At 67.5% G+C, this 12,851-nt stretch carries 10 protein-coding genes; 7 read left to right on the top strand and 3 right to left on the bottom strand.

Features of this window, described 5'->3' with window-relative positions; translation table 11 throughout:
• Window positions 1-4 precede the first annotated feature (4 nt).
• From A3OM_RS0116945 to A3OM_RS0116935, 3 genes are all read right to left on the bottom strand, one after another.
• Window positions 5-439 (bottom strand): MarR family transcriptional regulator, encoded by a 435-nt coding sequence (locus A3OM_RS0116945; protein ID WP_018044961.1) that lies wholly within the window; start codon window positions 437-439, stop codon window positions 5-7.
• Window positions 440-516: 77 nt separating this feature from the next.
• Entirely contained in the window at window positions 517-2,991 is a 2,475-nt protein-coding gene (locus A3OM_RS0116940) for a PBP1A family penicillin-binding protein (protein WP_018044960.1), read from the bottom strand.
• A 160-nt stretch (window positions 2,992-3,151) separates the two neighbouring features.
• Window positions 3,152-4,342: a transglycosylase SLT domain-containing protein gene (locus tag A3OM_RS0116935; RefSeq protein ID WP_018044959.1), complete on the bottom strand. Its 1,191-nt coding sequence runs from the start codon at window positions 4,340-4,342 to the stop codon at window positions 3,152-3,154.
• Between the two features lie 316 nt (window positions 4,343-4,658).
• On the opposite strand from A3OM_RS0116935, the gene A3OM_RS0116930 reads away from it, so the two are divergent.
• The 7 genes from A3OM_RS0116930 to A3OM_RS0116895 all read left to right on the top strand — a co-directional run bounded on the left by A3OM_RS0116930 (window position 4,659) and on the right by A3OM_RS0116895 (window position 12,850).
• The gene (locus A3OM_RS0116930) at window positions 4,659-5,852 is read left to right on the top strand and encodes an inositol-3-phosphate synthase (protein ID WP_018044958.1); all 1,194 of its coding nucleotides are present in this window, start codon (window positions 4,659-4,661) and stop codon (window positions 5,850-5,852) included.
• Window positions 5,853-5,875: 23 nt separating this feature from the next.
• On the top strand, window positions 5,876-6,772 hold the full coding sequence (locus tag A3OM_RS0116925; RefSeq protein ID WP_018044957.1) for a hypothetical protein: 897 nt from the start codon (window positions 5,876-5,878) through the stop codon (window positions 6,770-6,772).
• Window positions 6,773-6,803: 31 nt separating this feature from the next.
• A complete protein-coding gene (locus tag A3OM_RS0116920) occupies window positions 6,804-7,988 on the top strand; it encodes a methyltransferase domain-containing protein (protein ID WP_018044956.1) in 1,185 nt (394 codons plus the stop codon).
• The gene (locus A3OM_RS0116915) at window positions 7,988-9,013 is read left to right on the top strand and encodes a Gfo/Idh/MocA family oxidoreductase (RefSeq protein ID WP_018044955.1); all 1,026 of its coding nucleotides are present in this window, start codon (window positions 7,988-7,990) and stop codon (window positions 9,011-9,013) included. The genes A3OM_RS0116920 and A3OM_RS0116915 overlap by 1 nt, the downstream gene beginning before the upstream one ends.
• A gap of 188 nt (window positions 9,014-9,201) precedes the next feature.
• Window positions 9,202-10,788: a YcaO-like family protein gene (locus A3OM_RS0116905; RefSeq protein ID WP_018044953.1), complete on the top strand. Its 1,587-nt coding sequence runs from the start codon at window positions 9,202-9,204 to the stop codon at window positions 10,786-10,788.
• Window positions 10,785-11,630 (top strand): sugar phosphate isomerase/epimerase family protein, encoded by an 846-nt coding sequence (locus A3OM_RS0116900; RefSeq protein ID WP_018044952.1) that lies wholly within the window; start codon window positions 10,785-10,787, stop codon window positions 11,628-11,630. Before A3OM_RS0116905 ends, A3OM_RS0116900 begins: the two co-directional genes overlap by 4 nt.
• Window positions 11,627-12,850, top strand: coding sequence for a glycosyltransferase family 4 protein (locus A3OM_RS0116895; RefSeq protein ID WP_018044951.1), 1,224 nt, complete (start codon window positions 11,627-11,629; stop codon window positions 12,848-12,850). Before A3OM_RS0116900 ends, A3OM_RS0116895 begins: the two co-directional genes overlap by 4 nt.
• Window position 12,851 lies beyond the last annotated feature (1 nt).

Genomic DNA, 12,851 nt, shown 5'->3' with positions numbered 1-12,851 from the left:
CCCCTCAGGGGGCGGTGATCGGGCGCGCGAGTCCGTCGAGCGTGCGCCGAAGCGCTTCGAGGCCGTCAGGGGTCAGCTGGCACGCCGTCCGGATCTTGTCGGGGATGCCGCGAAGCGCGTCTTCCATGGCCCGGCCATGCGGGGTCAGATCGATCAGAACCCGGCGTTCGTCGGACGCGTCACGTGTCCGCGTCACCACGCCGGCGGCCTCCAGCCGCTTGAGCAGAGGCGTCAGGGTGCCCGTCTCCATGTCGAGGCGGACACATAACTCGCCTACGGACAGCGGCGAGCCGTTCATCAATTCGAGGGCGACGAGGTACTGCGAGAATGTCAGCCCAAGCGGCTCGAGGAACGGCTTGTGCAGCCGCACCATACGGTTGGCGGCGGCGTTGAGCGCGAAGGAAAACTCCGTCGCGATCCTCTGTCGATCACGGGTCATTTGTGCAGCTTACTATCATGTAGTGTGCTGCACAAATGGGTGAGGCATGGTCGCTTGTCAATGGCGGGCGAACGAACCTACCGCTCGCGCCGCCACAAACCGGCCCGCTCGGACCGGGCCTGCTCCTCCGCCGCCAGAAGGTCCGACGGGGCATCCTCCGACGCGCGGGCACCGCCGGCCGTGAGGATGAGGGAGGCGAGGTCGTCGCCGTCGATCTGGCAGCGCAGGCCCGCGGGCTGCGCCTCGTCGGTCGCCTCGCCGGCCGCCGGGGCACAGACGACTTCGCGCCGGCGCAGATAGCGGGCGAGTTGGCGCGCCAGGGCGCCGCGCTCGCCATCGACGCCCAGCAGGCGCACCGTCCGGCCACGGAACGAGAGAGTGCCGGTATCGATCACCTCCGGCACGCCGCGCAACGCCCCGGCCGCACTGGTCTCCTTGGCGGCGGGGGCCGGCTCGGCGCGGGCGGCCGAGGGGCGCTTGCGCCGTGACGCCATCTGGATCGTGGCGCGCTGGGTAAAATCCTTGAAGATCGCCGCCGGCAGGTCGCCGCCGCCGACCTTGTTCATGGAGGAATTGTCGTCGTTGCCGACCCAGACGCCGACGACGAGGTCCGGGGTCACGCCGACGAACCAGGCATCGCGGTAATCCTGCGTCGTCCCGGTCTTGCCGCCCACCGCGAGGTTGGTGATCCGCGCCGCGCGCCCGGTTCCGCTATCCACCACGGCCTGAAGCGAATCGAGCATCATCGCGCGGCTCTCGCCCGGCAGCGGCGTCGTCGGTTTGGCGTCGGGGCGCAGGTAGAGCGGGTCTGGGCCGGGGCCGCGAATGGCATGGACGCCGTAGGTGTCGAGGGGCTGGGCGCTCGCCAGCACGCCGGCATAGGCCCGTGTCATCTCCAGCAGGGAGACTTCAGCCGAGCCGAGGGCGAGGCTCGGGACGTTGGGAAGGTCGGAGGTGACGCCGAGCTTGCGCGCGGTCTCGATCACGGAGGCCATGCCGATCTCGTCGGCCAGTTGCGCGGCGATGGTGTTGATCGATTGCGCGAAGGCGGTGCGAAGGGGGACCGCGCCCCGGAAACGGCCGCTGGCATTCTGCGGCTCCCAATCGCCGATCTGGATCGGCCGGTCCACCAGCACCGTCTCCGGCGAGAGGCCCTTCTCATAGGCGGTGAGGTAGACGAACAGCTTGAACAGCGACCCGGCCTGGCGCTTGGCCTGGGTCGCCCGGTTGAACTGGCTGTCCTCGTAATCGCGCCCGCCCACCATGGCGAGGATCGCGCCCTCCTTGTTCAGGACGACCATGGCGCCCTGGCTCGCCTTCTTCTTGGCCCCTTCCGCATCGAGCCGCCGGGCGATGACGCCCTCCGCCAGGCTCTGCAAATCGAGGTTGAGGGTCGTGCGCAGCGTGACGTCGCCGGCCGTGTCGGAGAGGCGCTTGGCGTCCGCCGACACCATGTCGAGGAAGTAGTTGGTGCCCGGCGGCGTCTCCGGCGGGGTGCGCAGGGTGATCGTCTCGGCGCGTGCCTTGTCGGCCTCGGCGGCGGTGATCGCGCCGGTCTCGACCATGGTCTGCAGCACGATGTCGGCCCGCTCCTTGGCGCCGCCGAAGTTGCGCGTCGGCGCCAATTGCGACGGCGCCCGGACGAGGCCCGCCAGCATCGCCGCCTCGGGCAGCGTCAGCGCCTTCGCGCCCTTGCCGAAATAGCGCCGGGACGCGGCGTCGATCCCATAGGCGCCGGCCCCGAAATAGGCGGTGTTGAGATAGCCGAGAAGGATCTCCTCCTTCGACATCGTGCTCTCCACGCGCAGGGCCAGGAACGCCTCCTGGATCTTTCGGCGCAGCGTCTTCTCCTGGGTGAGGGAGGTGAGCCGCACATATTGCTGCGTGATGGTGGACGCGCCCTCGCGCACGCCGCCGCTCACGGTGTTGCGCCAGAGCGCCCGCACCAGCCCGCGCGGGTCGACCCCCCAATGCGAGTAGAAGCGCCGGTCCTCGATGGAGACCACCGCCTGGGCGAGATGAGCGGGCATGTCGGCCGCCGTGAGCTTCTGGCCCTGGAAGGCGCCGCGCGTGGCGAAGACCCTCCCGTCATCCGCCTCCACCGTGAGGGCGCGCTGGCCGCCTTCCGGCACCACCCCGCCGAGCGGGGGCAGGGTCGCGAAACTGTAGAGGACGAGGCAAGCGACGAAGACCAGCGGCAGGGCGAGGGCCGCGAGACCGGCGGCGAGGTAGGGCCGTTGCCGCAGACGGCCGCGCCAGCCCGATTGTGGCGTCTGCGCCGCCGGAGCGATCCCTGCCGCAGGCGGAGTGCCCGTGTCGCTCGTCCGCGCGGAGGCGGCGCGCGCACTGAGCCTCGAACCGAGGGTGCCGAGCATCCGCCTCGCAGCGCGCCCCGTCGAAAGCGAGCCCCGCGCCAGGCCGCGTAAGGCCGTGGCGAGGAGGAAGCCGAGATGCCTGAACAGGACACGTGCCGCCTGCCCGGCTTCGCGGGCGGCGGTTCGGGCATCCGGCACGTCAGGGGCCTTCGGCCGTTCCGGTTCTTGATCTGTCATCGGCCGCCGGTCGTCATCCAGGAGTGCAGGTCCCGTCGGCTTACCGTCGGCGCTGATTTGGCGGTTCTAGACCGGAAAGAACCGTGGACGCCATGCCGGAAGCGGCATCGTCACGCCCTTTGGTCCCGTGCAGCCCGAGCGCCGAATCTCCTCCGAAGCTCTACTCTCTCGGCAAAGCCTCGGTCACCTGCATCCGCTGGGTCGGGGCCGAAACGCGCAGGCTGGCATCGAGGAGGGCCGAAGCCTGGCTCGGATCGCTGTTCGTCCCCGGGGTGACGTCCTGGGTACCGACCAGGGCGGTGACGCCTTCATACTGGTCGAGCCGGCGGTCGATCATGTCGCCGAGGCGCTCGCGGACTTCCGCGACGGTGAGGCTGCGGCGGTGCTTGCCGTCCTTCGCGGTGAAGAGGCTGCGGTTGGCGCGGGCTGCGGCGCGGAAAGCCTGCTTGGCCACGAGGTCCGGGTTGTCGTCGCTCAGCGTCAGGAACTTGCCGGCGCTCGACGTCCCGAGGAAATGGGCGAGATAGAGTTCTGACGTCTTCAGTTCGCGGCCGATACGCTGCTCAATGCGGGCGCGGTCGCGCTTGATCAGTTCGCCGGCCATGAGGGCTGCCACATAGGGGTCCTGCCGAAGGCGCAGCACGCGGGTGCGGGTGGCTTCGTCCTGAATCGTGATGGCGCTGCCGCGGCCGGTGATGGCGTTGGCCTCGGTCTCATAGCCGTAGCGGGCGCCATAGGTTCGCAGCAGTTCGAGCCAGGTGGCGGACAGGAACTGGAACAGCCCCTCGGCCGAAGAGGTCGATGCCTTCACGGTGGTCGAGAAGCTCGATTCCTTGTCGGCCAGCGCCATCATGTAGACCGGATCGACCCCGGTTTCGGACGACGCCTTCAGGATCGTCTCGACGATGTCGCGCGGGACATTCATGTCGCCGAACCGAAGCACGTCCCGGCCGTCGCTCTCGCGGCTCTGGGGAAGAGAGGCGAGGTCGTTCTCGATCAGGCTGGCCGTCGCAGGTTCCTGGTCGAGGAGGGGAACCCCATCCCAATCCGTGGGTTTGTCGATGGTGGCCGCCGCGAAATCGTTGGCGACGTAGGCGCGGATGTCGATGCGGTCATGGGCGGTCGCTGCCGGCGCCAGTGCGCTCTGTGGCAAACCTGAGCCGAGCAGCAGGCCGATTGCGATCTTCGCGACAGTGAGTTTGGCCGATACCGTGGTGCATGCCTTTTTCCTGCCGTGAAGGGAACCGGGCTTCAGCCAAGCCACCGTCTCGTCACGATCCAGGGTCTCGTTAGGCACGAGACGGCACGCGTCGTCGGCGCGGTGCGCCGGCTCCGGGAAAAGCCCCATCATTGTTCCTTGTTCGTGCCGCGGCGTTCTAGGACGCGGCTTCGATCAGTTCAGCGAGCGGACATCTCGCTGGGAGCTGTGACCACATTGGGACAGCTCCGTGATTCAAGCGTGGCACGCTTAAGGAACGGTTAAGGCTATGATTTAACGATATTTTAAGTAATCGTTCGGACGCGGTTCAGAGAGGCCGCGTCAAAAAGGCATTCTGGCCGGGGTTGGAACGAAGGCTCCGTAGCCCAGTTACGATGGTCCCAGAGGGCGATTTCGAAACATCGACGAGACGCGCCCCGATGGACCCATTGAAGGAAGCCTTTTTCCAATGAGCATGCAGACCGGTCGCCGCGTCGGCGTTGCCTTCGTCGGTATGGGTGGCGCTGTCGCCACCACCGCCATCGCCGGCATCGAGATGATCAAATCCGGATCGAACCGCCTCGACGGGTTGCCTCTCGCAGGCCTCTCGGTTGCCGGATTGGCCGATTACAAGGATCTCGTTTTCGGCGGCTGGGATCTCAACGACGACGATCTCGCCTCGGCCGCCACCGGCCACGGCGTGCTCACCAAGCAGGATATCGAGAACGGCGCCCAGGTACTCAAGGGCATCAAGCCCTGGCCGGCTGTCGGCAGCGCCAAGTTCTGCAAGAACATCGAGGGTGCCAACCGCATCGTCGCCGCCGATCACCGCGAGGCCGTCTCCGTCATCGCGAACGACCTTCGTCGTTTTCGGCTGGAGAGCAATCTCGACGAGGTCGTCGTGATCAACCTCGCCTCCACGGAACGTTGGCCCAACCTGGATGCGCCCGCACTGAACTCCCGCGACGCTTTCGAGAAGGGTCTCGATTCCAGCGACGAGGCGATCAGCCCGGCGATGCTCTACGCCTATGCGGCGATCCAGAGCGGCGTGCCTTACGCCAACTTCACCCCGAGCGTGGCCGCCGACATTCCGGCCCTGCTCGAACTCGCCCGCGAGAACGGCGTACCGTTGGCGGGCAAGGACGGCAAGACCGGCCAGACCATGATGAAGACCGTCCTGGCGCCGGCCCTCAAGGCCCGCGCCCTGCACGTGGATGGTTGGTTCTCCACCAACATCCTCGGCAACCGCGACGGTCTCGCCCTGAACGACAAGGATTCGCTCCAGTCGAAGCTCAACACCAAGGGTACGGTGCTGGATTCGATCCTCGGGTATCCGGTCGAGGACCATCTGGTCCACATCCACTATTACCGTCCGCGTGGCGACGATAAGGAAGCCTGGGACAATATCGACGTCACCGGTTTCCTCGGTCAGCGGATGCAGATCAAGGTCAACTTTCTCTGCAAGGATTCCATCCTGGCCGCACCCCTGGTGATCGAGATCGCCCGCGTGCTCGACCTCGCCAAGAAGCGCGGCGAGAGCGGCCCGCAGGAGCAACTGTCCTCGTTCTTCAAGGCGCCCATGGTCGCCAACGGCCATGGACCGGAGCACGATTTCGGTAAGCAGCAGCACATGCTGCTCGAGTGGCTCGGCGGCCAGCAATGACCTCGTCCGATACAGGGGGCGGCATGGCCGCCCCCTTCGCCTTGCGCGAGTTGTTCGTCGAACTCAACGACCTCAAGCGCGTGCATTCGGCCGGGCGCATCGGCTCCATCGCCGAGCGGCTGTTCGCGCAAGGCTGGTCGGCCCTGACCGGTGGCGCCGATCCCGAGACGGTCGCCATCGACATCACCGCCAAGGCGCTCGCGGCCTCCCGGCTCTGCGACCTCGACGCCGCTTTCCTCGCCTCCACCGGTCTCGGCGAGGTGGAAATCGGCGACGTTCTGACGTCCGGACTCGACGCCGTCACCGCCACGGTCGACCCCGAGCTGAAACGGCGTATGGCCGTCGCGTTGCGCACGAACGGGGTGGTTCATGGCGGTCCGTTACCGGGTTTCGTGGCGGCACTGAGCCACCAGCCGCGCGCCGGCGTGACCTGTCCCGGCAAGCCTCGCATCCTGCTCGAACCGCCGGAAAACCATGCCGAACATTGCCTGATGGTGGCGGTCTACGGGGTCGTCCTGAGCCCGTTCTACCGGGCCGACCCCACCCTCGTCTTCCTGGCGGCCATGAGCCACCACTTCCACAACGCGGCAATGCCCGATGCCGGTTTCACCGGCGAAATGCTGCTCGGCGACCACCTCGCTCCGATCATGGCGCGGACCGCGCAATGGGCTCTCGACGAGTTGGACGCCCCCTTGCGCGAGACCGTTGAGCGGGCGCGCGCCGTCCTGCCCGACGATGCGACGGCTGAGGGTCGCGCCTTCCACGCGGCCGATTGCATCGACCGGGTTCTTCAGATTTCCCAGCACCTTAAGGCTGCGTCCCTGACCATGACGACCGTGCTCGACGACATGGAGCTGGTCCATGCCGGCCCGGTGAAGGGCTTCCACGACCGTGTCCTCAGGGACATGCGAATCCCGTGATGGTTTGCAGCGGCAGGATGGGCCGCGTGTCATGATTCCATTCGACCTCCTCTCCCCTCACACGGGGCACGCGCTCAAAGCCGACACGCCGCATTCCCTCCGCGATGTGGAGACGAATGCGCGCTGGCCCGTCGTGGACGGCATTCCTTACCTCCGGACCGGGCGCGACGACCTCGTCGAATCCACGCTCGCCCTGCTCGACAACGGCCAGGACGATCTCGCCCTGGAAGGTCTGCTCGCCGATCAGGACGATTGGTGGACCGGCCCGCCGGCCGATCCCCTGGACCTCCATGCCCTCGTCCGCGACCGGAGCAAGGCCAGTCTGCGGGACGCCGTGCGTCTTCTCGGCTGGGGCCGAGTCGGCGACTACTTCCTGCATCGCTGGACCGACCCGACCTTCCTGGCCGGGCTGACGCTCCTTGAGGCGCATTGGAACGACCCCCTCTGCGTCTTCGAATTCGCCTGCGGCATCGGCCATTATCTGCGCGAAATCCAGGCGCGCGGCGTCAAAGTAGCGGGCGCCGACGTCGTCTTCGCCAAGCTTTGGGTGGCGCGCCATTGGGTCGTCGGCGAGACGGCGCAGTTCGTCTGTTTCGACGCCGGTTCGCCGCATTGGCCGATCCCGGGTGCGCCGGTGGATCTCGTCGTCTGCAACGACGCGTTCTACTTCCTCGACGACAAGCCGGCCGTGCTCGAATGCCTCCGCCAGAATGCCGGCGACGATGGCTGGCTCGTTCTCAGCCACATCCACAATTCCGAGCGGCCGGGCTTCTCGGCCGGTCGTGCGGTCTCGGCGGACGAGATCGAGGAGCTGTTTCCGGACGCGCTCGTCTACGATGACGACGAACTCACCCGCGCCCTCGTCGAGAAGCGCGCGCCGTCGCCACGGCGCCCGGCCGACCTGCGACATGTGGAGGCGTTCTCCGTGGTCGCCGGCGCCGGAATGAGGCCAGCCCCGCGCGCCATCCTCGATGGTCTGACCTGGCCGACCGAGGGAACGTCGCTTCGCCTTAACCCGCTCTATGAGCCCGACCCGGTGGGCGGCTACACCGTCGCTTGGCCCTCCGAACGCTACGAGTCGGAATACGCGTCCCGGGTGACCTATCCGTTGCATTCGGACGGACCCGAGTTCCTCGATTGGGTCGGCGGCGAGCAATCGCCCCACGAGGACCGTGTCCGTCGCCGCGAGTTCGTCGACCTGCCGGAGCGCTGGTGATGGGCGATTCCATCGGTTGGGGCATCGTCGGCTACGGCTGGGTCGCGCGTGATTACATGGCGCCCGGCATCCGCGGCGCAGGGCATCGGCTCGTTGCCGTGTCCGATCCCGGAGAGGCATCGCGCGCTGCCGCCGAGGCGGAAGGCGCTCGCGCTCATGCCGACATCGCCGGTCTGCTCTTGGAGCCGGAGGTCGAGGCGGTCTACGTGGCGACCCCGAACCACCTCCACCGAGAGGCGGTGGAGGCCCTCGCCGCATCGGGCAAGGCGGTGCTCTGCGAAAAGCCGATGGCGGCCTCGCTCTCCGACGCCGAGGCGATGGTCGCTGCGGTTGGCAAAGGCGGCATCTTCTACGGCACCGCCTTTGACCAGCGCCATCACCCGGCGCACCGGGTCATGCGCGACGCGATCCGTCAGGGCCGCATCGGCGCCGTTACCACCATCCGCATTGTCTATGCCTGTTGGCTCGACCGCGCCTGGACGTCCTTCGCCGGACAGGACAATTGGCGCATCGACCCGCTCAAAGCGGGCGGCGGCGCGCTGATGGATCTGGCACCCCACGGCATCGACCTCGTTGATTTCCTCCTCGACGAGTCGATCGAGGACATCGCCGCGCTGACGCAGGCGAGGGCGCAGGATTACGCTGTCGACGACGGCGCGCTTCTCATCGGCCGTACCGGCTCCGGCATCCTCGCCAACCTGCACGTCGCCTATAATTGCCCTGATGCGCTGCCGCGCCGCCGCCTGGAAGTGATCGGCACCAAGGGGGCACTCACCGCCATCGACACGATGGGGCAGGTGGCGGGCGGCACGCTCAGCTTCACCGACGGTGTCAGCGGGCAGGCGCAAGCCCTCTCCTTCGACGCAGAGGCCTCGCCCTTCCTCGAACAGGTCCGCGCCTTCGGCTCCGCCCTGCGCCGGCCCGCCGAGCGCGACGCCTACAGTGCCGAGCGCGACCTTCACACGATGCGGCTCCTGGCGCGGGCTTACGAAGGTTGCCGGACCGCTCGGGTCGTCGAGGACTAGAATGCGGACCGTGACGCCTACTTGCTTCCCACCCCGGATCTCATCCTGAGGTGCTGCGAAGCAGCCTCGAAGGAGACTTCCAGCGATCGCTCTCGGTCCCGGAGGCCTCCTTCGAGGCCGAAGCGACGCTGCGGCACCTCAGGATGAGGTCGATGGGTGGGACTATCCTGAACTGAGGGACGACCGACATGAGCGAACACGATCAGGACGCCCGGGCGCGCGACCCGCGCATCAAGTCTCCCCGGCCCTACACCTATGGCGGCCCACGGGTTATCGAGGGGCTGCCCGCGTCGCTGCCCGAGCCCGTGCGCGCCTATCTCGACATCCTGCCGAAGGGGCGCATCGTCGGCTTCCCCCTGGCCCCACTCGACCGGACCGGCATCCCTGTCTGGTTCGTCTCGCTGTTCCTCGACGATCCGTTCTTCGTCGGCGCCATGCCGAGCGGTATCGGCTACGGCGCCACCGACGACGAGGCGCTGATCGGCGCGGTCGCCGAAATCGCCGAGAACCTGATGCCATCGCTGGCGGTCATGCCGCGCAAGAAGGAGCGAGGCTCCTACCACGACCTGACCAAGGTCTTCGGCATTGGTTCAGTCGCCGATCCGCTCACCCTGTGTCTGCCCGCCGGCTCCTCGGTTGGCCGCGACACGGTGCTCGAATGGACACCGAGCGTCCGGGCGCGCACGGGCGAGACCGTTCTGATGCCCCTCGACATCGCGGCCACGGACTATTTCGAACTGTCGGAGGGCTACAAGCCCTTCACCAACCTCATCACCAACGGCCTCGGCGCCGGGCCGGATGTGGAGTTCGCCCTCGGCCACGGCCTGCTCGAACTGCTCCAGCGCGACGGTAACGGCCTCCTGTTCCGCGCCCTCGACCAGGGCGTGATGCTCGATCTCGACGGGATCGGCCCGGAAAACAGGGCGATGCTCGCCCGTCTCGACGATCTCGGCATCCGGGCGCTGCCGAAATTCGCCACCGACCAGTTCGGTCTCACCAACATCTACGTCGTCGGTCACGACCGGAACCCCGCCGACGCTCCGGTCCCCGTGGCCCTCTCCGCCTGCGGCGAGGCCTGTGATCCGGACCGCGAGCGGGCCCTGCGCAAGGCGCTCCTCGAATTTCAGGCGGCCCGCGTGCGCAAGGCCTTCGGCCACGGCCCACTTTCCTTCGCCGAACGGGTGACGCCGCCGGGCTACGTCAACGCCTTCATCCAGAAGGCTCTGCCGAGCCTCGATCTGGAGGAGAGCCGCGCCCTGAAAGCCATGCTCGAATGGATCGTCCTGCCGCCGGAGGGGCTGCGCGACGTTCTGAAGGACACGGTCTATTCCGAGCGCAGCACCAAGGCGTTCACGGACCTGCCGACGACGGAGGCCCCCGACGGCCATGCCCGTGGACGGATCGCCCGCGAGCGCCTCGAAGAGGCCGGGTTCGACGTTCTCTACGTCGATTGCTCTCCGCCAGGCGGCAGCGTCGGTGTGGTCAAGGCGATCGTACCGGGGCTGGAAGTCGAGACGATGAGCTATCACCGCATCGGCGAGCGCAACGCCGCCAAACTGATCGAGCGGGACCATCCGCTGATCACGTTCGGTGAGGCCAGCGAGACGAAGCTCCCCGTGCGTCTCACCCCCGAAGCGCTCGATCGTCTCGGTGGCCAGCCGCTCTTCGACGTGGCCCTGGCCGACGAGATCGTCGGGCGGCATTACCCGCTTTACCGTGAGCCGGAATCGCATCACGCGCCGTTCCGCCTCGAACAGCAGGGGAGGGCGGCATGACCCTTCGTTTCGCCTACAACACCAACGGCACGGCCAACCATCGCCTGGACGACGCCATCGAACTCATCGCCGATGCCGGCTACCAGGGCGTGGCACTGACCCTCGACATCCACCATCTCGATCCGTTCGCCGAGAACTGGGCCCAGGAGGCCCAGCGCGTGTCGAGCCGGCTGCAACGGCTGGGCCTCGGCAGCGTCATCGAGACCGGTGCCCGTTTCCTCCTCGACCCAAGGGCGAAGCACGAGCCGACCCTCGTGAGCGCGGACGCTTCCGGGCGCGCCCGGCGCATCGGGTTCCTCAAGCGGGCGGTGGACATCGCCGTGATCCTGCATTCGGAGGCGGTGTCGTTTTGGGCCGGCGTTCCGAGATCCGGCATCGACCGGGACGAGGCCCGCCTCTGGCTCGGCGATGGCGTCGCCGAGATCGTGGCTTATGCCCGTGAGCAGGGCATCGTCGCCTGCCTCGAGCCGGAACCCGGCATGCTGGTGGAGACCCTGGACGATTTCACCGCCTTGAACATCGAAGGCTTGAGGCTTGCCCTCGATACCGGCCATTGCCTCGTGACCGGCGAGCGCGATCCGGCGTTGGCCGTGGCGGAATTCGCCGACGTCATCGGCACCGTCGCCATCGAGGACATGGCGCGGGGCGAGCATATCCACCTGCCCTTCGGTGAGGGCGACATGGAGGTCGCCGGTGTGCTCGATGCCCTCGACGCCATCGGCTTCCAGCGCCTCGTCTGCGTCGAACTCTCCCGCGAGAGCCACCGCGCCGACGTCATGGTGCCGAGATCGCTGGATTATCTGCGGACCTGCCGCAACCACAAGGCAGAGGTGAACGCGTGAGGATCTGCTTCGTCAGCCGCCGCTACTTTCCGGCGATTTCCGGCATGAGCGTGTACGCGCAGAATCTGCTGCGTGAACTCGTGGATGCCGGCCACGACGTGACCATGATCAGCCAGTACCGGGGCGACGAATTCGGCACCCGCGTCTATGGCGGTGGCCCGCCGCCATCCGTGCCGGGTGTGCGCGTCATCGGCCTCGAACAGGTCGGCGAGCAGACGAACGGCGATTTCGAGCGCGACATCGAGACGATGGTGGAGACCGTCGTGGCCGAGCACGCGCTTAAGCCCTTCGATCTTCTCCACGCCCAATACGGCTATCCAACCGGCTGGGCGACGCTGCTCGCCTCGAAGCGGATCGGCGTTCCCAACGTCGTCTCGATCCAGGGCGGTGACGGCCATTGGGTCGGGTCCTGCTGCGAGACCCATCGCGTCGCCATGTGCGAGGTGCTGGCCCATGCCAACGCCCTCCTCATCGGCGGCCGCTCCTTCGTGGAGGAGGTCTGCGACCGGCTGGGCTCCGACCCGGACCGCTTCACCATCGTGCCCGGCGCTGTCGACACGGCGCGCTTCACGCCTGGTGTCGCCGGGCATGCGGGGCCGGTGCGGCTGTTCTATCACGGCCGGGTCGACCGCCGGAAAGGCGTCCTCGACTTCATCGACGCGCTCGGCCTGCTGCGTTCGCGCGGGGTTCCGTTCGAGACGATCGTCTCCGGCATCGGGCCCGACGTGGATTCCTCGAAGGCCCGTGCGGCAGAGCTGAACTTTTCCGAGGCCGAGATCCGCTTCACGGGCTACGCGGATTACCACACCGTGCCCGACCTCTACCGGCAGGCGGACGTCTTCGTTTCGCCGACCTATGCCGAGGGCTTTTCCAACACCATCCTGGAGGCCATGGCTGCGGGGCTTGCCGTGGTCTCGACCCATGCGGTGGGCGTGTCCGACTGCTTGCGCGACGGTGAGAACGGATTGCTGGTCCAGCCCGGCGACGTGGAAGCCCTCGCCGATGCGCTCCAGCGCGTCATCGAGGACGAGCCTTTGCGCCGGCGTCTCGCCCTGGATGGGCTCGACGAGTGCCGCCGCGTCTATTCCTGGACGGCGGTCGGCCGCCAGATCATGGACGTCTATGCCGAGGTCGCGGGCGAGCGGCCCCGGACTGACTTCGTGGACACCCTTCCGCATGATCCCGCCTGCCGGTTCCGCGCCGAGCCCCACCTGCTCTGAC

This window comes from Methylobacterium sp. 88A, from assembly GCF_000376345.1.
Classification (GTDB): Bacteria; Pseudomonadota; Alphaproteobacteria; order Rhizobiales; family Beijerinckiaceae; genus Methylobacterium; species Methylobacterium bullatum.
The sequence above is the reverse complement of the archived record's forward strand: the minus strand, read 5'-3'. Positions and strand labels throughout refer to the sequence as shown.

Coding starts and splice junctions, on each gene's coding strand:
- A3OM_RS0116945 (WP_018044961.1), bottom strand. CDS start 439: ATGACCCGTGATCGACAGAGGATCGCGACGGAGTTTTCCTTCGCGCTC.
- A3OM_RS0116940 (WP_018044960.1), bottom strand. CDS start 2,991: ATGACAGATCAAGAACCGGAACGGCCGAAGGCCCCTGACGTGCCGGAT.
- A3OM_RS0116935 (WP_018044959.1), bottom strand. CDS start 4,342: ATGATGGGGCTTTTCCCGGAGCCGGCGCACCGCGCCGACGACGCGTGC.
- A3OM_RS0116930 (WP_018044958.1), top strand. CDS start 4,659: ATGAGCATGCAGACCGGTCGCCGCGTCGGCGTTGCCTTCGTCGGTATG.
- A3OM_RS0116925 (WP_018044957.1), top strand. CDS start 5,876: ATGGCCGCCCCCTTCGCCTTGCGCGAGTTGTTCGTCGAACTCAACGAC.
- A3OM_RS0116920 (WP_018044956.1), top strand. CDS start 6,804: ATGATTCCATTCGACCTCCTCTCCCCTCACACGGGGCACGCGCTCAAA.
- A3OM_RS0116915 (WP_018044955.1), top strand. CDS start 7,988: ATGGGCGATTCCATCGGTTGGGGCATCGTCGGCTACGGCTGGGTCGCG.
- A3OM_RS0116905 (WP_018044953.1), top strand. CDS start 9,202: ATGAGCGAACACGATCAGGACGCCCGGGCGCGCGACCCGCGCATCAAG.
- A3OM_RS0116900 (WP_018044952.1), top strand. CDS start 10,785: ATGACCCTTCGTTTCGCCTACAACACCAACGGCACGGCCAACCATCGC.